General features: G+C 71.4%; 19 protein-coding genes and 2 pseudogenes. 10 read left to right on the top strand and 11 right to left on the bottom strand.

The genetic code is table 11. The features are described from left to right. Positions 1-79: 79 nt before the first annotated feature. On the top strand, positions 80-1,147 hold the full coding sequence (locus ACFV9H_RS04085) for a magnesium and cobalt transport protein CorA (protein WP_385392969.1): 1,068 nt from the start codon (positions 80-82) through the stop codon (positions 1,145-1,147). Here the strand turns inward: ACFV9H_RS04085 and ACFV9H_RS04080 are convergent. The 6 genes from ACFV9H_RS04080 to ACFV9H_RS04055 all read right to left on the bottom strand — a co-directional run bounded on the left by ACFV9H_RS04080 (position 1,131) and on the right by ACFV9H_RS04055 (position 4,326). Then, positions 1,131-1,730, bottom strand: coding sequence for a class I SAM-dependent methyltransferase (locus tag ACFV9H_RS04080; protein WP_385392967.1), 600 nt, complete (start codon positions 1,728-1,730; stop codon positions 1,131-1,133). The two genes, ACFV9H_RS04085 and ACFV9H_RS04080, sit on opposite strands and share 17 nt — an antisense overlap. Further along, positions 1,727-2,203: an MFS transporter gene (locus tag ACFV9H_RS04075; RefSeq protein WP_385392964.1), complete on the bottom strand. Its 477-nt coding sequence runs from the start codon at positions 2,201-2,203 to the stop codon at positions 1,727-1,729. Before ACFV9H_RS04075 ends, ACFV9H_RS04080 begins: the two co-directional genes overlap by 4 nt. After that, positions 2,187-2,639 (bottom strand): NUDIX domain-containing protein, encoded by a 453-nt coding sequence (locus ACFV9H_RS04070; RefSeq protein WP_385392961.1) that lies wholly within the window; start codon positions 2,637-2,639, stop codon positions 2,187-2,189. Before ACFV9H_RS04070 ends, ACFV9H_RS04075 begins: the two co-directional genes overlap by 17 nt. Before the next feature lie 331 nt (positions 2,640-2,970). Beyond that, positions 2,971-3,150, bottom strand: coding sequence for a hypothetical protein (locus ACFV9H_RS04065; RefSeq protein WP_385392958.1), 180 nt, complete (start codon positions 3,148-3,150; stop codon positions 2,971-2,973). A 99-nt stretch (positions 3,151-3,249) separates the two neighbouring features. Beyond that, positions 3,250-3,450: a hypothetical protein gene (locus ACFV9H_RS04060; protein WP_385392955.1), complete on the bottom strand. Its 201-nt coding sequence runs from the start codon at positions 3,448-3,450 to the stop codon at positions 3,250-3,252. 405 nt (positions 3,451-3,855) lie between these two features. Continuing rightward, positions 3,856-4,326, bottom strand: a complete 471-nt coding sequence (locus ACFV9H_RS04055; protein ID WP_385392953.1) for a hypothetical protein — start codon at positions 4,324-4,326, stop codon at positions 3,856-3,858. A gap of 399 nt (positions 4,327-4,725) precedes the next feature. Between ACFV9H_RS04055 and ACFV9H_RS04050 the strand changes: the two genes are divergently transcribed. The 3 genes from ACFV9H_RS04050 (at position 4,726) to ACFV9H_RS04040 (ending at position 7,316) form a co-directional block, all read left to right on the top strand. After that, positions 4,726-5,193, top strand: coding sequence for a hypothetical protein (locus ACFV9H_RS04050; protein ID WP_385392950.1), 468 nt, complete (start codon positions 4,726-4,728; stop codon positions 5,191-5,193). A 118-nt stretch (positions 5,194-5,311) separates the two neighbouring features. Further along, positions 5,312-6,292: an MBL fold metallo-hydrolase gene (locus ACFV9H_RS04045; protein ID WP_385392947.1), complete on the top strand. Its 981-nt coding sequence runs from the start codon at positions 5,312-5,314 to the stop codon at positions 6,290-6,292. Beyond that, positions 6,282-7,316 (top strand): RNA ligase family protein, encoded by a 1,035-nt coding sequence (locus ACFV9H_RS04040; RefSeq protein ID WP_385392944.1) that lies wholly within the window; start codon positions 6,282-6,284, stop codon positions 7,314-7,316. The genes ACFV9H_RS04045 and ACFV9H_RS04040 overlap by 11 nt, the downstream gene beginning before the upstream one ends. A 1-nt stretch (position 7,317) precedes the next feature. Here ACFV9H_RS04040 and ACFV9H_RS04035 read toward each other — a convergent pair whose 3' ends face one another. Next, positions 7,318-8,718 (bottom strand): hypothetical protein, encoded by a 1,401-nt coding sequence (locus ACFV9H_RS04035; protein WP_385392941.1) that lies wholly within the window; start codon positions 8,716-8,718, stop codon positions 7,318-7,320. Positions 8,719-9,382: 664 nt separating this feature from the next. Here ACFV9H_RS04035 and ACFV9H_RS04030 point away from each other — a divergent pair. Continuing rightward, a pseudogene (locus tag ACFV9H_RS04030) lies at positions 9,383-9,670 on the top strand (hypothetical protein); the annotation flags it as partial. A gap of 287 nt (positions 9,671-9,957) precedes the next feature. Here ACFV9H_RS04030 and ACFV9H_RS04025 read toward each other — a convergent pair. Both ACFV9H_RS04025 and ACFV9H_RS04020 read right to left on the bottom strand, forming a co-directional pair. Next, a complete protein-coding gene (locus ACFV9H_RS04025) occupies positions 9,958-10,155 on the bottom strand; it encodes a hypothetical protein (RefSeq protein WP_385392938.1) in 198 nt (65 codons plus the stop codon). Continuing rightward, a pseudogene (locus tag ACFV9H_RS04020) lies at positions 10,152-12,077 on the bottom strand (xanthine dehydrogenase family protein molybdopterin-binding subunit); the annotation flags it as partial. The pseudogene ACFV9H_RS04020 and the gene ACFV9H_RS04025, both read right to left, overlap by 4 nt. A 116-nt stretch (positions 12,078-12,193) precedes the next feature. On the opposite strand from ACFV9H_RS04020, the gene ACFV9H_RS04015 reads away from it, so the two are divergent. After that, on the top strand, positions 12,194-12,511 hold the full coding sequence (locus ACFV9H_RS04015; RefSeq protein WP_385392936.1) for a hypothetical protein: 318 nt from the start codon (positions 12,194-12,196) through the stop codon (positions 12,509-12,511). 46 nt (positions 12,512-12,557) lie between these two features. Here the strand turns inward: ACFV9H_RS04015 and ACFV9H_RS04010 are convergent, their stop codons facing one another. Then, on the bottom strand, positions 12,558-13,352 hold the full coding sequence (locus ACFV9H_RS04010; RefSeq protein ID WP_385392933.1) for a methyltransferase domain-containing protein: 795 nt from the start codon (positions 13,350-13,352) through the stop codon (positions 12,558-12,560). Between the two features lie 379 nt (positions 13,353-13,731). Between ACFV9H_RS04010 and ACFV9H_RS04005 the strand changes: the two genes are divergently transcribed. Together ACFV9H_RS04005 and ACFV9H_RS04000 are read left to right on the top strand one after the other, a co-directional pair. Beyond that, the gene (locus tag ACFV9H_RS04005) at positions 13,732-14,676 is read left to right on the top strand and encodes an alpha/beta fold hydrolase (protein ID WP_385392931.1); all 945 of its coding nucleotides are present in this window, start codon (positions 13,732-13,734) and stop codon (positions 14,674-14,676) included. 85 nt (positions 14,677-14,761) lie between these two features. Then, a complete protein-coding gene (locus ACFV9H_RS04000) occupies positions 14,762-15,406 on the top strand; it encodes a dihydrofolate reductase family protein (RefSeq protein ID WP_385392928.1) in 645 nt (214 codons plus the stop codon). Between the two features lie 41 nt (positions 15,407-15,447). On the opposite strand, the gene ACFV9H_RS03995 is transcribed toward ACFV9H_RS04000, so the two are convergent. Then, positions 15,448-16,068, bottom strand: a complete 621-nt coding sequence (locus ACFV9H_RS03995; protein WP_385392926.1) for a hypothetical protein — start codon at positions 16,066-16,068, stop codon at positions 15,448-15,450. A gap of 576 nt (positions 16,069-16,644) precedes the next feature. Here ACFV9H_RS03995 and ACFV9H_RS03990 point away from each other — a divergent pair. Then, complete coding sequence (locus ACFV9H_RS03990) at positions 16,645-17,142, top strand: amino acid permease (RefSeq protein ID WP_385392923.1); 498 nt, start codon at positions 16,645-16,647, stop codon at positions 17,140-17,142. 8 nt (positions 17,143-17,150) lie between these two features. Further along, the gene (locus tag ACFV9H_RS03985) at positions 17,151-17,255 is read left to right on the top strand and encodes a hypothetical protein (RefSeq protein ID WP_385393088.1); all 105 of its coding nucleotides are present in this window, start codon (positions 17,151-17,153) and stop codon (positions 17,253-17,255) included. Positions 17,256-17,278: the final 23 nt, after the last annotated feature.

Raw genomic sequence — 17,278 nt, 5'->3', positions numbered from 1 at the left:
TTGCTGGGGGGCTTGTACGGCGCGCTACGCCGCCGTGGGCAAGAGGGGCGCACCTCGGCCGGCCGTGAGGAGGATGGCCATGATCGTCGACTGCGCACACTACCGAGACGGGCACCGGCAGCACGAGGGCGCGATGCCATTGGAGCAGGCTGCCGCACGCTGCAGGCAGGGCGGATTCGTCTGGCTGGGCATCTTCGAACCGGGTCCCGAGGAGATGGCCCGGGTGCGCGAGATCTTCGGGCTGCACGAACTGGCCATCGAGGACGCCCGGACCTTCCACCTGCGGCCGAAGGCCGAGCAGTACGAGGACGGCACCGAGCTGATCATCCTGCGCACGGCACGCTACGACGACGAACGTGAGGAGATCGACACCGGAGAGATCAGCGTCTTCCTTGCCGAGCACTTCGTGATCACCGTTCGACAGGGCATCGCGAGCGAGCTGCACGGGGCCCGGAGCCGGCTCGAAGGCCGCCCCGAACTGCTCAAGACCGGCAGTGCCTCGACGCTGTGGGCGATCCTCGACCAGGTCGTCGACAGCTACGGTCCCGTCGTCGGGGAATTGGAACGCGACATCGAGCAGATCGAGGCCACCGTGTTCTCAGGGGCGGTCGCCCCGACCGAACGGATCTACTCCCTGCGACGCGAGGCCACGGACTTCTACCGCGCCGTACACCCGCTGCTCGCCGTACTCGGCCGAAGGCTGCAGCCGGGCAAGTCACCGTCCGCCCTCCTCCCTTACCTCCGCGACGTGCACGACCACCTGCTGCTGGTCAACGAGGAGGTCGCCGCCCAACGCGACCTCCTGACCACCGTGCTGGAAGCGAACATCGCGGTGATCTCCGTGCAGCAGAACGAGATCAACCTTCGACAGAGCGCCACGATGGAGCGGCTCACGATCCTCGCGAGCGTGTTCCTCCCTCTGTCCTTCGTGGTCGGGTTCTTCGGGCAGAACTTCGAGTGGCTCGTCAACCACATCAGCGGCTTCACGGCGTTCCTCGTCCTCACCGTCGTCGGACTGCTGCTGCCGTGCCTGATGCTCTACGTCTGGCTGCGCAGACGACACAGGCACCCCCCACCGCCGATGCCGAAGCCCGGCCCCGGAATAGGGTCGCGGTCGCCTTCGGGGCCCGCTACTCCTGGTACGTGACCCCCGCGGAGCCCGGTCCGCGCAGCAGCAGGACGGTGGAGTCGCCCGCCTCGATCCGCTCGATGTGCTCCCAGCCTCCGGTGAGCATGTCGATCTCCGGGTCGTCCAGGCAGATCCCGCGCAGCTGCGCGGGCTGCCGGTCGGCGTGCGGGGTGATCACGCACAGGATCCCCCCAGGGGCGAGCAGGGCGCCGAGTTCGGCCACGATCCGGGTGCGGTCGGGCAGGTGGGCCACGGCCCGCCGCATCGTGATGACCTGGTAGGTGTCGCCGTCACGGGCTCGGAGCGCGGTGATGCCCCCGGTCGTGACGTCGAGGCAGTGGTACGTGATCCCGGACGGCGAGGCGGCGGCCGCCCGTTCGAGCGCGGCCTCGGCGAAGTCGACCGCGTCGACCCGGTAGCCAAGACCCGCGAGGAGGCGGGCCACCTCGCCGGTCCCGCACGCCACCTCCAGCGCCCGGGCGTTCCCCACGCCGTCAGGCACCGCCAAGTGCTCACGGAGGACGGACTCCTCGGTGTCGGACAGCGGCTTGAAGTCCCGACCGGCGGCGTAGTGGGCGTGCCAGTCCCGCGCGGCGCTCATGACCGGCCTCCCGCGACCGCGCCGCCGCGCGGAGGCGCGGGCATGGCCCGCAGTGTTCGGACGGCGTGCATCATCCCCGCTGTCGCGTTCACCGCGGCGACGGCCATGAGCCGGCCCATGCCCAGCACCCCGAAAGCGGCGCCGAGCGGCAGGGACAGCACCGCGGCGGCGCTCACCAGGTCACCGCAGATCATCACCGGCCGCTTCGGCCTGCGCTCGGCGATCACCCCCGCGTGCAAGGCGAACAGCAGCGGGGGCGACTGTCCGACCACCGCCGGCAGCGCGACTTGGCAGGTGGAGGCCTCCAGTTCGACGACCGCCAAGAGCGGGATGACCACGACGCTGAGGGACGATCCCGTGACCGAAGCCGCTTCACCCGCGAGGTACAGGCGGAACGCCCGGTGGCGCCACAGCGATGACGCCGCCGCTGTCGGATCCTGCGACGAAGACCCGGAATCAGGCAAGGTGCTCACGCGACCTCTCCGCTCCCGGCGCGTCCGAGGAGAAGGCGGCGGTGCTGTAGAGGGTGCCCGCGACGTACTGGTCGAGTACGGCGTGGGCCAGCGGGTGGCAGTCGGCCGGAAGACCGCCGGGATCCGCCCACACCACCTCGCTGTGCAGGTCGGGTGAGGCGTTGCGGGGCTCCCCGGCCCACCGTTGTGCGCTGAAGATGCCGCACAGCCGGCCCGCTCCCTGCTCGGAGCGGTAGTGCAGGAGGCCCGCGAACTCGATGTCCTGCGGCTCCACACGGATGCCGAGGCTCCGGAGAGCCTCGCGGCGCACCGCCGCGTCCAGCCATTCGGCTGCCTGGAGACGACCCCCGACGAGGGCCAGCCGGCCCCGGTCGCCGCCGGAGGCGCGGCGTACCAGGGCGGTCCTCCCGTCGGGGCGAAGGGCGAGCAGTACCACCTTCGTGAGGGGCCGGTAGCCCGGGCCGTGGGGGACCGGTGCAGCGGTGTGTCGTTCGACTGGGGCGGGGGCTGTGCGGGGGCTGAGCGTTGTCGGCAAAGGTCCTCCCAGATTGACGCGGAACCGATCGGTGCTCGAACAACCCGCCACCCCCGGGTGTCGTAACGGCCCCGGGAGGGCGAAAACTTCGAACGCGATTGCGGGCCCGTCGTCCAACCCAGTCCCTTCGGGCGGGGGCGCTTTTGAACTCACACGTTCGAGTGGCTACGGCGGCGCCGACACCCGATCAGGGACTTGCGCGGCAGTCCCTGCCCCTCAACATCCGAACCTACTACCCGCGGTGCTCGGGGTGCATGGTCAGGCAGAGTGCCCAGACGTCGGAGTAGGTGTTGGGTGAGGGCGATCCCCCGGCGTGGATGGCGGCTGTCCAGTACGGTACCGCCAGAACGAGTAGGGTGGCCGGGATCAGCACCTTCCCCAGGACGGGACGGCGCAGGGACTTCTTGTTCATCGGATTCTGTCTTCTGGTGTCAACGCGCGGCGGACGTCGCATGAGAGCGAGCGTCGTTCGGATGCGGCGTTGTGCGGGCGGTTCGGTGGCGCGGGTGACTCAGACGCCGTCGTCGGCGCAGAGCGCCCAGACGTCGGTGCGGTTGTTCGTCGAGGACACGCCGCCGGTGTGGGCGAAGGTCGTCCAGGACGCCGCCGTAGTGGCCCCGTCGCTCACGGGATTGCCGCTGGAGTCGCTGGGGTGGCTGCCGTTGAGGTGGTCGCCGCCCGAGCCGGGTCCGGTGAAATCGGTGGTGGTCACGTTGCCCCCGCTGATGGCGGCGCCCCCCGCTGACCAGCTTCCCGTCCCCGCCACCGCAGGTGACCGTCGCCTTCTGGCCCGTGCTGCCGGTGTTCGGGCCGTTCACCTCGCTGAAGCGGACCTTCACGGTGGCGCCGCTGACATTGATGCCGCTGCCACTGCAGCTCGCATAGGCGAAAGTCTGGTTGGCGGCGTTGTTGTTGTTGTCCCATCCGACGGCGCTCCAGGAGTCGGGGTTGGTCTCTCCGTCGGCCGCGGCCTTCTGACCGTAGTTGTGCGCGCTGTTGTTGAAGGTGGGGAAGCTCGCGATCGTCTTGTACGAGCCGGTGTTGCCCGGCGTGACCAGTGCGCCGCCACCGAGCAGGCGCGTGTTGGCCGGGCAGGTCGCGGTCACGAGGCCCACGGTCACCCGGTGGTGGGCGCGCTGACCTTGTTCATGACGACCTGGGTGTGGTTGATCAGGCTGCTCGTGAAGCACATCGCGTAAGGGGTGGTGGAGAAGGAGGAGTTGATCTGTCCGCCGCTTCCGCCCTTGGCGATCCAGTACGTGACGCCGGTGCCGACGACGCCGGTCGAGCCGGTGTACTCGGTGGAACCGTCGGAGCTGGGCTCGGTGCCGAGCACGCGGTTGCCGTTCACTCCGCCGCCCGTGCCGATGGCCTGGTTGATCCCGCCGCCGGAGATGAGACCGCCGGCGCAGTGGGCGTTGGTCGAGATCGAAGAGCTGGTTGTAGTGGGTCCGAGCGTGGCCCCAGGGGTCTTGACGGTGACGCTCACGGTGTTGGCGTACGCCGTTGCAGGCGTCGCCAAGCCCAGCGCCGCGGCCAGGACCAGCGCCCGTCCCAGGGCAGGGAGCCGTAGCGGATTTCTCGTCATCGGATTCCATCTTTCTGATGGTTGGCACGGCGACCGCGGAACGCCGTACAGGAGGAAGGTGATGGGCCGAGGCCGACGCCTTGTTCGTCGACGGGTCGGTCGGCGTGGGTGGGCGGGGTCCGGCCCTCTCGGCAGTGCGCGCTTACCTGGGTGACCAGGGACGAAGAGTCCGCGCGCTCCCGCAGCGAGGTCACTTGTGCGTACGCAAATCAGCACTGTAGTAACAGCATCAGATCGCATCTACGGCTGTTCTCATTGATTCACCTAGCAGATGCGCAAACTGAGGCCCTGCTCGGCAGTGCTCGTCGGGCTCGCTCGTTCGTGTTCCGGGCAAGCAGAACGCCAACCGACCTCGTCCTTGGGCTGTGCGGGTGTAGGTCTGTGTGGTGAGATGCCGACATGGAGGCTGTGCTGGCCAGCTTGATCGCCGTCTCGGGAACCCTGTTGGGTTCGCTCCTCACCTTTGCCGTCCAGCGCCGCACGAATGCGCAAGCCGAGGTCTTCGCCCGTTCCCAGCAGCTACGACAGGAACGGTTGACGACCTACAGTGCCTACGCGGGAGCCGTCACCGCACTCAAGCAAGCCACCGTCGCCCTCTGGTTCTGTCTGCGGGAAGCCCCCGACAGCCCCGAGACGCGACACGCCTTCACAGAGTGCGACCGACTCGGCGCCGCCACGGAGAACGCCCAGTTCCAAGTCCGTCTCCTCGCCGAAGACTCCACGCTCGTCGCTCTTGCCGCCTCGGCCCTCGATGCCATCGCTCCGATACGCACGGCATCCACCAGCACCGAACTGGCCAACCGCGAGCAAGACCTACAGGACGCCCTCAACGCCTTCATCACCGCGGCCACTGCCCAAATCCATTGATCAGGGGACCGGTGCGCTTCGCCCGCAGCGGCCCCCGGAAAACCACGGGCCGCTCCGCCACGCCGCCCGCTACGATCGGGCCCCTCACCTTGATCACGGCGGTCCGACGGAGGCACCGATGGCACAGGCCCCCGAGCGGACCCCCGCCCACCCCGAACGGCTCGAGCGGGGACACCCGTTCCGCCAGTGGAAGACCTGGCGCATACCCGGCACCGAGCTGACCCTCACCGGGTACTCACGCGCGAACGACAAGACGTTCTTCCACATTCCCGAGCTGCGCTGCGCCCTCGACGCCGGCCTCGCGGAAGGCCGTCAGCCGGAGACCGTCTTCCTCACCCACACCCACCACGACCATTCCAAGGACCTCGACCACCTGGCCGCCAGGCCCGCCGGCGTCGACATCCACCTGCCCGCGCCCGCCGTTCCGTACGTGGAGCGCTTCCTGCGGGCCTCCGCCGAACTCAACCACGGCACGGCCTACGACCCGGCCCTCGCCGCGAACTGCCGGCTGTACGGGGTGCGCGGCGGCGACGAGTTCACCTTCGGCCGCCGCGGACACCACGTACGGGTGGTGGAGTGCGCGCACAAGGTGCCGTGCGTGGGCTACGCGTTCTCCGAGCGCCGCAGGGAACTGCTGCCCGAGTACGAGGAGCTGCGCCGCTCCCTCGCCGCACAGGGCCGGGGCGGCGCCGAGTTCGGGCGCATCCTCGCGCAGCGCCGCAAGGAGGGCGCCGAGGTGGAACACGAGGTGCTGAGGCCGCTGTTCGCGTTCCTCGGCGACACCCACGTGAGCGTCTTCGAGGACAACCCGTGGCTCTTCGCCTACCCGGTGATCATCACCGAGTGCACCTACCTCGACGACGCCGAACTCGACCGGGCCGACCGGGTCGGGCACACCGTGTGGAGCCGGCTGCGCCCCGTCGTCGAGGCCCACCCGGACACCCTCTTCGTCCTCACCCACTTCAGCCTGCGCCACTCGGACCGGGACGTCCTCGCCTTCTTCGGCGACGCGCGCCCCGACAACGTGCTGCTGTGGGCGCACCCCGACAGCCGGCTGCCCGAACAGCACCAGCACGGCGGCGGTCGGCATGGCGGCTGACAGCGGCTGGTCGCCGTACCCCAAGATCCCCTCCCGGGCCCGGCTGGGCGAGGCGCGGGCGGCCCGGGAGTGGGTCGCGCTGGAGAAGGTCCACGGGGCGAACTTCGCCGTCGTGTGCGACCGGGCCGGAGTCCGCCCGGCCAAGCGCCGCGAACTGCTCGGCGAGAGCGGCCTCGACGACTTCTTCGGCGTGGGACGGATCTGGCCGGCCCTGGCCGTCGCCGCGGACCGCTGCGCCGCCGCCCTGCGCCGCGCGTACGGCACCGACCCTTCGGCGCCGGTCACGGTCTACGGCGAACTGGCCGGCGGGCGCTACCCGCACCCCGACGTGCCTCCCTCGCCCGGAACGGAGCCGGTGCAGACCGGCGTCTGGTACGCGCCGGGGCTGCTCTGGCTGCCGTTCGACGCCACGGTCGAGACGGCCGGTGGCGGGACCCGCTGGGTCGGCGACCGGGCGCTGCGGGAGGCCGCCGACGCCGCGGGCCTGCACTGCGCCCCGCTGATCGCGCGTGGCACGCTCGCCCAGGTGCAGGAGCGGCCGCCGGTGTTCCCGACCCGGGTACCGGCTCTGCTGGGCCTGCCCGAACTGCCCGGAAACCTCGCGGAGGGGCTCGTGGTCAAGCCCGCCGAGGCGTGGGAGACCCCCGACGGCGCCGGTACCGGCCCGGCGGCCGCCCGCCCGGTGGCCAAGTTCAAGCAGCCAGCCTTCGCCGAGGACGAGCGCTTCGACGGCTCGCGCCCCTATCGGGCGCCCGCCGAAGGCGCGGCGGGGGTGCCCGGCTGGCTCCTCGGCCAGGTCGCCGCGCTGCTCACCCCGGCCCGGGCCGCGGCAGCCGTCAGCAAGCTGGGCCCGCGCACCCCGGCCGAGGAGGTGGCCGCCGAGATCGCCCGGGACGCGGTCGAGGAGGCCGCCGAGGCCCTCGGCGGCCTCGACGACGGCCTCGCCCCGGCCCTGGAGCGGGCGCTGCGCGCCGGCGCGCTCGCGCTCGCCCGCTTCGACGCGGCCGACCGCCGGGCCCCGTGATTCAGAGCCCGGCCAGCGCGTCGCGCAGCCGTCGGGCCTCCTTGAGCAGGCGGGACGAACCCGGACGCTGGGCCAGAGCGGTCACCTCGGGCAGTTCACCGCGCGCACCCGACAGCCGCGCGGAGTCCGCCGCGACGGCCAGCAGAGCCCCGTGCGCATGCGGCCGGGTAGCGGCGAGGAGGCCCGGGAGTCCGGCGGCCAGCACCGCCCAGACCGGGGCCGCGCCCTGCGGGGCGGTGGCCGCCGCCCGCAGCGACTCGGTCACCAGGGCGACCTTCAGCGTGCCCAGCCCCACGAGTTCGGCGAGTTCCCGGCCCAGCAGCTCCCCGTCCAGCCTGCCCCGCGCGGCCAGCAGGAGCAGCGCCCGTACGGCGGCCTCCCGGTCCTCCTCGGGAGCCGAGGCGAGCCCGTAGGCGACGGCGAGGTGGACGGCCGGTCCGGCAGGGCCGTCGGCCGCGGCGAGTGCCTCCAGGAAGGCGGGCGCGCCGCGGCCGCCGTCCTGGTCGGCCGCCGACGCGACCCCCGTCAGCAGCCGGGCCGCGGCGATCTCCGGGTGCCAGGGCAGGGCCGCGACCGTGTGCGCGTCCCGGAAGTCCGGCAGGGACCAGTGCGGGCAGGAGATGGCCGGCTCGAACTTCCGGAACAGCGACCAGAACTGCCGGGGGAACGCACCGCGGCCCTCGATCGCCTGGTGCCCCACCAGGATCCGGCGGCCGGCGCGTGCTCCCCGGCGCCTGCTGGGACGTTCGGGCGCACCGGACTCGCGCTCCCGCCACCCCGCCCGCTGCGGGAGCCCGCCCTGCCGCAGCCAGTCGGCCACCCGGGGCCCCTCCGCCGAATCCAACTTCTCGGCGGCGCGCACGGCTTCGGCGTCGACCGGGCCGCCGCAGCGCAGCAGCGCCTGCCCCAGGTCCGCCGGGCCGGGCCGGACACCGAGGCGCGCGTACTCCGCGAGCCGTTCGACCAGATGGCGCGGCTCCACCGCTCCGGTCGGCCCGCTCGGCGCGGACAGCGGGAACGGGACGGGGTCGCCGGCCCGCAGCCGTGCTTGGAGTTCGTCCACGCGCGCCCCCGCGATGTAGTCGAGCGCCACGTGCTGGCACAGTTCGAGCCAGCCCGCCCCGGCGTTCTCCCAGGACTCCTCGGCCCGTACGGGCTCCACCGCGGCACCGACGATGCCCGCGAGGCACGCCACCCGCCGATTCGGCCGTACCGCGAACTCGCGCGGGACGGACCCCAGCGCGGCGGCGAGCGCCTCCCGGTCCCGGTAGGCGTGCACCACCACGGCGCTGAGCAGCCGTTCGAACGTCTCCACGCCCGGGTCGCGGCGGTCGGCCAGCACGGCCGCGACCTCGTCGGCGAGCGCACCGGGTGACGGTGCGGCGTATTCCCCCTCGATCATGGACCGCAGGCTAGACGGTCCCACTGACAGCGCCGCTGCCGGCCGGCGCGGGGATCGTTCAGCGCCGGGTGGTCACCGTCGCGGTGAAGCCGCAGCCGGCGTGCTGGAGGTCGGTGAAGAAATCGGGGCCGCGACCCGCGCGCCCGCGTCGCACGTGCCGGACCCCGGCCCACTCACCGCCAGGCGGGAGATCGTCACGGACGCCGCGTTGTCGAGGGAGACGATCGGTTGAGTCCGTCGGAGCCCGTCACCAGGTGCTCGGGAGCGAGGATGGTCGTCTTCCCGGCCCCCGCCCCCGTGATGGTGAGGTCCTTGCGGATCACCACCTGCTCCCGGTAGACGCCCGGGCGGATGGCGATGCGATCCCCGGGGGTCCGCGGCGTCGACGGCGGACTGGACGGTCGGGTAGGCAGCCGAGGAAGGAACGGCCGGCTGCGCGTGGCCGCTCGGCGCCGTGGGACACGTGGCGACACGGCGGGAACAGCCGTCGCACGGGGCCACCCGAACACAGGCCAGGCGGAATGAACGGGGGCCGTGCCGCACGGTGGGCCGACCGGAGCAGCGGGACCACACGCCCGGTCACATCCGTCCGGGGCCTGTCTCTTTGGCCAAGGGAATCCGAATCGGGGCTGCGTTGGATCGGGGAGCCGGGCAGCATGAGGGTGTGGCTGATCTTCTGTGGGATGACGTGCGCTGTTTCTTCGACCCGGACTTGATGGGTTCGTTGCCGGACGTGCGTGTCCCGGATTGTTCGGTGGAGGACTGGCAGGCGGTTCTCGATCTCGTCGAGGCGAGGGGCTGGACGTGCCGGTACTCCGAGGGAGCGACGGTGCTCCCGGTGCCTCGGGCGGAGACCGTGCTGTCCCGTCCGGCGGACGCCGAGTGCCCGGACCTGCGGGTCTGGCCGATTCCAGAGGTTCTGGCGATCTTCCGCTTCAATGACGACGAGGTTCCAGGCCGACCGGGTCGTCCTCCTGGCCGAGCCGCTGGTCATGTGACCGCGGGTTCCGCCGCGGAGCATCGCGCGAAGAGGCGGTCGGCCCGGCGCGGTCGACGCGAATTCGTCATCGCTGCTTCCAGTCGTAATGCTGCTCCGACACGTCGAGCCTGTCGAGCCACGGGTGGGTCCCGCAGGTGCTGATGATGGATCTGGCGAGTCAGATCCTTTCGGCGGGCTGGAGCATCGGCAGGACGGCGTCCAGGTCCGTCCCGCCACGGCGTATCGGGTCCGGGCCGGCATCAGATGTCGTGCACGCCCAGGTGCAGGTACGCGCCGGGGGCCCAGGGCCGCAGGGCGCCGGGCGGGTCTGCGGCCCACCACTCCCGCCCCGCCGGGACTTCCTGCACGACATGCTGGTCCTCACGTGCGAGAGAAGGCCGCAGCCGACTGAGCAGGGCTTCCAGCTCTGGATACAACTCGCAATGGGACGCGTTCATCCGTTGTCACCTTGCATCTTCTGATCGATCGCCTGCCACACGATGTCGCGTGTCACCGGGAGTTCCGTGAAGCGGATGCCGGTGGCGTCCCGCAAGGCGTTGGTGAAGGCCGGGGCCACGGGGTTGAAGGGGCTCTCGGACATGGACTTGGCTCCGAGCGGGCCGATCGAGTCCGACGTCTCCGTGGAGTGCACCTCGGTGCGCGGGACGTCCGCGTACTGCGGCAGCCGGTGGCGGCGGAACGCCGCCGTCGTGACCTCGCCGCGCTCGTCGATCCGCACGGTTTCGAACAGGGTCGCGCCGAGCGCCTGCGCCACGCCGCCCTCCACCTGGCCGAGGCACTGCATCGGGTTCATCACCTTGCCGGCGTCCGCCGAGTGCACGCTGCGCAGGATCTTCATCTCGCCGGTGCCGGGGTCCACGGCCAGCCGGAACCACTGGGCGTTGAACGCCACCGAGCGCGGGGTGCCGTCGAAGTGCTCCTCGGCGCTGATCTCGCTCGCCGCCCCCGAGGCGTGGGCCGCCTCGTACAGCTCCTTGAGGGTGACCAGCCGGCCCGCGCAGTCGAAGGACTCGGGGCCGAGCAGGCACAGGTGCCGGGCGACGCCCGTGTACTCGGCGGCGAAGGTCTTCATGCGCTCGGCGAGGGAGGTCGCGGCGAGCAGCACCGCCTTGCCCGCCACCACCGTGCCGGCCGACCCGAAGGCGCCGGTGTCGTGCCGGACCACGTCGGTGTCGGACTGGCGGACGGTCAGCCGCTCCGCGGTGGTGTTCAGCGCGTCCCCGGCGAGCTGCTTGTGGACGGTGGTGGTGCCGTTGCCGAACTCGGCGGTGCCGACCGCGATGTCGTACGTGCCGTCCCGGAGCAGGGTGATGGTGGCGTCGGCGTAGTGCCCGCGGGGCGGGCTCGTGGCGATCATCGACACGGCGGTGCCCTGGCCGGTCACCCAGCCCGGTGGTACCTCCTCGTGGCTGGTGTCCTCGGCGATCGCCTTGCGCACCACGGCCAGGCACTCGGCCAGCCCGTAGCCGGCGATGAACAGGTCGTCGTCGTGGCCGATCGGCGTGTGCATGTGGTCGAGCGGACCGATGATGTTCTTCTCGCGGAACTCCAGGGGGTCCATGCCGAGGCGCCGCGCCACCTCGTCCATCGCCGACTCCAGGGCGAAGGTGGTCTGGCCCAGCCCGTAGCCTCGGAAGGCGCCCGACGGGACGACGTTGGTGTAGACGGAGTAGGCCTCGACCTTCTTGTGCGGGGCGTTGTAGATGACGAAGGACTCGCCGGCGCTGTGGAACATCACGCCGGGCCCGTGGTTGCCGTACGCGCCGGTGTTGGCCACGATGCGCATGTCGATGGCCGTGAGGGTGCCGTCCGCGCGGGCGCCGAGCTTGATCCGGACCGTGAACGGGTGCCGCGTGCCGGCGCCGTGGAACTGTTCGGCGCGGGTGAACTCCAGCTTCACCGGACGGTTCAACTCCATCGCGGCCAGGACCACGATGTCCTCGGTGAACATCTCCTGCTTGCCGCCGAAGCCGCCGCCGACCCGGCCCGCGACCACTCGGATCTCGTCCTCGCCGAGCCCGTACAGCGCGCACAGGGCCCGCCGGGTCAGGAACGGGGTCTGGGTGGAGGAGCGGACGGTGATCCGCTCGCCGGTGCCGTCCTCCTTCGGCTCGAAGTACGCGACGCAGCCATGGGTTTCGAAGCTGGCGTGCTGGAGGCGCTGGGTCCGATACGTCTCCTCGTAGACCACCGCGGCCTCGGCGAAGCCCTGCTCCACGTCGCCGATCTCGCCGTGTACCTCGCCGGCCACGTTGTTCTCGACGCGGGCGATACGCGCCTCGGGCCCCTTGCCCGCGTGGATGACGGGCGCGCCGGGCGCCATGGCCTCCTCCGGGTCGATGACGTACGGGAGTTCCTCGACTGCTGACCGATCACGAGACGGGCTTCGCCCGCACGGTGGTCCTCGGTGACGATCCCCGCCGGCACCGGCACCGGCACCGGCACCGGCACCGGCTCGTCGAGGACCTCGGAGGTGTGCTCACCGACAGCCGGGAGGTGTTCCGGCGCCACGAGAACATCACCGGCAGGCGGTTGCACGCCGAAGTCCGAGACCTGGCCCACAAGGCCGGTTGGTGCCTGGGCTCGTGGCACGTGGGCCGTCTCACGAGCACCTCGATCACGGACGCACCCGACGCGATGCCGGAGGAGGAGCTGATCGCCTTCGACAACAGCAGGCCCCTGCGCCGCAACGACCAGGCGGGGTTCCCGGCCCACTGGGTGATGGAGATACACCTCCTCGACGAGCACGGTGGGTACGGCGGAATGCTCAAGCAACTGCTCGACCTCGCCTGAGTACGCGCTGCCCCGCATCGACCTGTCCCGTCCGGACGCTCGCGGGTCAGTGCGTACGGACGGCGTGGGCGAGGAAGTGCTGTGCGGCGTCGTCGTAGACCGCGAGTCGCCGGCCCGTGGCGTCGAGTGCCGGCCGCAGGTTGGGTTCGGCGAGTGGCTCATCGGGGCTGAGCGGGCGGCCGTGGCGGGCGGCCCGCTCGGCGCGGCCCGAAGGGTGGAAGAGGAGGAGAGTGCCGTCGGCCGCGCTGACGCGCGCCCATTCGCGCAACGCCCTGCGCGGGTGGGGCAGATGGTCGATGAGCCCGGCCCCGAAGATGCCGTGGACCGACGCCGAGGGGAGGGGGAGGCGGGCGCAGTCCGCCAGGAGTAGGTGACCGGAGTCGGTGCACCCGATGCGGGCGGCCGCGGTGAGCATGGTGTGGGTGACGTCGACCCCGAGGACCGTGCCCTCGCCACCGACCTGCGCACGCAGGGCGGGCATGGCCCGTCCGGTGCCGCAGCCCAGGTCCAGCGCGGTCTGGCCGCGCCGCAGTTCCATCCCGGCGACCGCGGCGTCGTAGGCGGGGGTCTGGTAGGCGAAGCGGTCCTCCCACGCGCCGGCACGCTGCGTGAAGAAGGCGCGGGTGGCCGTGTGTTCGGCCCGTGCTGCCACCAGCGCGGCGAACCGTGCCGGCAGTCGGTACTCCCAAGCGCGCAGGGCGGCGCGCGTCTCCCCGTCCACGGCTGTGGCCTCGGGTTCGAGCTGGAACCACAGGCCCCAGGCACTGCCGCCGATGCGAAACGCCTGCGCGGAGGAACGGTCGTCGCAGGCCAGGATCACGGCCCGGGCGGGGAGTGCCACGGTGTCGTCGAGCGAATGCCTTATCCGGTGCAGCTCCGGCGTGGGACCGGAGAACAGCGGATCGGATCCCGATGCCGGGGTGATCCGTAGAGGCCTCCACCCGATCTGCGCGTCCCGACGCCGCCGGACGGCGCCGCCGGCCGCCACGGCCAGTAGCTGCGCTTCCCCCGCGGATTCCGAGCACGGGAACCTCCGCGGCCAGGGCGCTGCGCAGGAGCCGCAGCTCGGCGATGGCTGACGGGACGCCTTCGGGCGAGGCGTTTGCCGCCGGACCGCTCACGACCAGTGCGTCGATTCCGGTGAGATGGCTGGGTGCAAGGGGAAAGTGTCAGCCCGCGGTGCGATCCCGGTGCCCCATGCGGCCGCTACCGTTTGCGCCATGTCGGAACCGAAAGCGCGAAACGTCGGCCCGTCCGGAATCGACGTCGCCTACGAACGTTTCGGTGCCCCAGATGCGCCGCCGGTCCTCCTGATCACGGGAGCGGGCGCACAGATGATCAATTGGCCGGAGGGATTCTGTCAGGCGCTGGTGGACCGCGGCCTGCAGGTGATCCGGTTCGACACCCGCGACAGCGGCCGTTCGACACACTTCCACGACGCGCCCGTGCCGGATTTTCCGGCAGCCCTGGCCGGTGACCTCTCGACGGCGTCCTACTCGCTCTCCGACCTGGCGGCCGACACCGTCGGCCTGCTCGACGCGCTCGGTCTGACCGGCGTGCACCTCGTCGGTTCCTCGATGGGCGGGATGATCGCCCAGATGGTCGCGATCGAGTATCCCGACCGTGTGCGCTCGCTGACGTCGATGATGTCCACGACCGGTGAACCCGGCGTGGGCGAGGCCGACTTCTCGGTTTTCGCCGAGCTGGGAGCGCCGCCGCGGGACAGGGAGGCGTTCATCGAGTGGCAGGTCCGAGCCCTGGGCCTCGCCGCGTCACCGGAGTTCGAGTTCGACGTGGTCGCCGCGACCGAGCGGGCCGGACGGGTCTTCGACCGCGGCTACGACGCCCTCGGCATGCAGCGCCAGGGACTCGCGGTCGTGGCGACGGGCGACCGCACCGAACGGCTGCGGTCCCTGCGGGTTCCCACCCTGGTGGTGCACGGCGCCTGCGACATCGTGTGCGACGTCAGTGGCGGCCGGGCCACGGCTGCCGCAGTGCCGGGTGCCGAGCTGGTGGTCCTGGAGGGGATGGGGCACAACCTTCCACAGGAGTTGTGGCCCGAGCTCGCCACCCACATCGCCGCACTCGCCCACTGCGTCGAGGGCGGCCGGCCGGCTGACGCGCTCAGCGACCAGCTGAAGGGTCCGGCTGCTCCCGGGCGGTGAAGCCCGGTTCCGGCGCGGCGATGAGTCCGCGGGCACTCGCGGGTCTATCTCTTGACGGAGACAACCGACTCATCGGGAGCAAGCCATGGGCCTCATCCACATCGAACTGTTCGCGACCCTCGACCTCGTCGGGCAGGCGCCCGGCGGCCCCGACGAGGACCCGGTCGGGTTCCCGTTCGGCGGCTGGCAGGCGCCCCTGCTGGACGAGGTCGCCGGGGCGCAGGTCGGTGCCGCGTACGAGGGCACGGACGCCCTCCTGCTCGGCCGGCGGACGTACGACATCTTCGCCGCCTACTGGCCTCACCAGGAGGGCGGCGAGGACAACGAGATCGCCACGCTCTTCAACAGCGTCCCGAAGTACGTGGCCTCGCGCGGCAGGCCCGACCTCTCGTGGGCCGGGTCCACGCAGCTCGGCCCGGACCTCGCGGATGCGGTCCGCGAGATCCGTGACCGCCACGAGAACGTGAAGGTCGTCGGGAGCCTGAACCTCGTGCAGACCCTCCTGCGCGAGAAGCTCTTCGACCGTCTCGACCTCTGGCTGCACCCGATCGTGCTCGGTGTCGGGAAGAAGGTGTTCGACGACGGCGCGGTGCCCACCAACGTCACGCTCCTCGAACCCCCGGTGGCCGGCCCGAAGGGCACCGTGTACCTGCGCTACGCGCTCGCCGACGGCACGCCCGCCACGGGCGACATGAGCGCGCCCGATCGGGGTGTCGCGAGCGACGACTGAGAGATCGCCTCGTTTGCCCTGCCCTGCCCTGCCCAACGGAGTCAGCAGAACACCGCGAGATGGAACGAAAAGGCGAGGTCCTGGCCGCCGCTGTTGGTGGTCAGTACGGACACCGTGTTCGGGGCGGTGGGACTCTGGAAGACATTTGCGTAGCCCCGGGCAATCCCGAACAGGGCTCCGCGGGGTTCTGTCGTCGCGAGGAACACGCACTTGCTGACATCCCGATCGAACACGACGTCGAAGTAACCGGGAGTGGCGCGCGGGCTCGCCGACACCGCGCCGCTCGACCGCTCCCGCACGAGCGTACCGTCCACGTCCACGAAGGCGAACAACTTGGTCGCGGGAAGGCCCGCGTCGCCTTGGGACCCCGCCCGGCCCTGGGGCCCGATCGGGCCCGGCTGTCCGGCCTGACTCCAGGTCACGGTGCGCTCGCCGGCCCGGCATCGCTGTCCGGCTTCGTCGTCGATCACGCGGAGCGTGCCGCTGCCCGCGCTGTAGCAGCCCGTGTAGACGCCGCCGGCACCGGGAATGTCGGCGTACGCGACACCGCCGAACAGTGCGGCTGCGAGCAGTGTCGTCGTGCCGGTGACGGCGGCAACCCTGGCCGGTCGGCGGACCGACGTGGAAGTTCGCGGGCGACTGGGCATGAGCGTGATCTCCATGAGTCCGGAAGGAGTGGGGGAGGCATCGCGGCCGACCACGGCCGGTGTGCCTGATACGGCTTCCCGGAGAGCAGCGTTCTGACGCACTTTCATATAGTCGGAGCGCGCCGTGTCAGCCATACGCCGCAGCCACTACCGCCACCTGGAGCAGCCCCGCCGGACCTCTTCGTTCCACGCTCAGACGGTCACGCGCCGGGCCGGCCGGGGCCACCGAACCGCCGATGACCGCGGCGATGGCGTCGGCGAGGGCGAACAACTCCTCGCCGGTCCCGTCACCGCTGCCCTCACGGCGCTCTGTTACGCCGGGCCGGCCCCGGCGGTGCCGGTCTCCGGCCTCTCGTACTCCTACGCGTACGCCACCCTGGGCCTTGAGCTGGTGCCTGCCGCTGGAGTACGCCGTCTCCGGCGCGGCGATAGCGGTGAGCTGGGGCGACTCTTCGGCTTCCAGATGCCCGACGCGATATCGGCGCCGCCGGGCGCGGGCGGATACGTCAACCTGCCCGGCGTCGTCCTGGTGGGCTGTGCTGCCTGCTCCTGGTTCGCGGCGCCAAGGAGTCGGCCCTGGTCGACACCGTCATGGTGCTGGTCAAGCCGGGTGTGCTGGTCCTGTTCATCGTCGTGGGCATCACCGGTTTCGACTCCGGAAACCTGCAGCCCTTCGCCCCCATGGGCATGGCCGGCATCAGTACCGCCGCAGCCACCGTCGTCTTCGCCTTCATCGGCCTCGACGCGGTCTCCACCGCCGGAGCGGTGCTCTCCCTCGTCAGCGTCACCCTCGTCGTGCTCTACGGGCAGAGCCGCATCCTCTACACCATGGGCCGCGACGGCATGCTGCCCCCCGCCTTCCGCCGCGTCAGCCCGCGGACCGGCACCCCGGCCGTCGCCACCCTCCTGACCGGCGGCTTCGTCGCACTCCTCGCGGCCGCGTTCCCCCTCGACCTGCTGGCCGACCTCACCAGCATGGGCACCCTCGCGGCTTCGCCGTCGTCTCGCTCGGCTGATGATCCTGCGCCGCACCGCACCGCACCGCCCCGGACCTCGACCGCGGCTTCCGGGTCCCCGGCTGCCCCGTAGTCCCCGTCCTGTCGATCCTGGCCTGCGGCTGCCTCGTCTACGAGCTGCCGCTCGACACCTACCTCCTCTTCGCCGGCCGGCTGACCCTGACCCTTGCCGTCTACCTCCTCTAGAGCCGCAAGAACTCACGGCTCCA

The sequence above is a fragment of the Streptomyces sp. NPDC059874 genome, assembly GCF_042731135.1.
Taxonomy (GTDB): Bacteria; Actinomycetota; Actinomycetes; order Streptomycetales; family Streptomycetaceae; genus Streptomyces.
Note: the sequence above shows the minus strand (reverse complement) of the source record. Positions and strands in the feature narration are given on the sequence as shown.

Bases quoted from the DNA above. Each gene is read 5' to 3' on its own strand.
- ACFV9H_RS04050 (WP_385392950.1), top strand. From the start codon at position 4,726: ATGGAGGCTGTGCTGGCCAGCTTGATCGCCGTCTCGGGAACCCTGTTG.
- ACFV9H_RS04040 (WP_385392944.1), top strand. From the start codon at position 6,282: ATGGCGGCTGACAGCGGCTGGTCGCCGTACCCCAAGATCCCCTCCCGG.
- ACFV9H_RS04055 (WP_385392953.1), bottom strand. From the start codon at position 4,326: ATGACGAGAAATCCGCTACGGCTCCCTGCCCTGGGACGGGCGCTGGTC.
- ACFV9H_RS04045 (WP_385392947.1), top strand. From the start codon at position 5,312: ATGGCACAGGCCCCCGAGCGGACCCCCGCCCACCCCGAACGGCTCGAG.
- ACFV9H_RS04080 (WP_385392967.1), bottom strand. From the start codon at position 1,730: ATGAGCGCCGCGCGGGACTGGCACGCCCACTACGCCGCCGGTCGGGAC.
- ACFV9H_RS03995 (WP_385392926.1), bottom strand. From the start codon at position 16,068: ATGGAGATCACGCTCATGCCCAGTCGCCCGCGAACTTCCACGTCGGTC.
- ACFV9H_RS04025 (WP_385392938.1), bottom strand. From the start codon at position 10,155: ATGAACGCGTCCCATTGCGAGTTGTATCCAGAGCTGGAAGCCCTGCTC.
- ACFV9H_RS04085 (WP_385392969.1), top strand. From the start codon at position 80: ATGATCGTCGACTGCGCACACTACCGAGACGGGCACCGGCAGCACGAG.
- ACFV9H_RS04005 (WP_385392931.1), top strand. From the start codon at position 13,732: ATGTCGGAACCGAAAGCGCGAAACGTCGGCCCGTCCGGAATCGACGTC.
- ACFV9H_RS03990 (WP_385392923.1), top strand. From the start codon at position 16,645: ATGGTGCTGGTCAAGCCGGGTGTGCTGGTCCTGTTCATCGTCGTGGGC.
- ACFV9H_RS04000 (WP_385392928.1), top strand. From the start codon at position 14,762: ATGGGCCTCATCCACATCGAACTGTTCGCGACCCTCGACCTCGTCGGG.
- ACFV9H_RS04065 (WP_385392958.1), bottom strand. From the start codon at position 3,150: ATGAACAAGAAGTCCCTGCGCCGTCCCGTCCTGGGGAAGGTGCTGATC.
- ACFV9H_RS04035 (WP_385392941.1), bottom strand. From the start codon at position 8,718: ATGATCGAGGGGGAATACGCCGCACCGTCACCCGGTGCGCTCGCCGAC.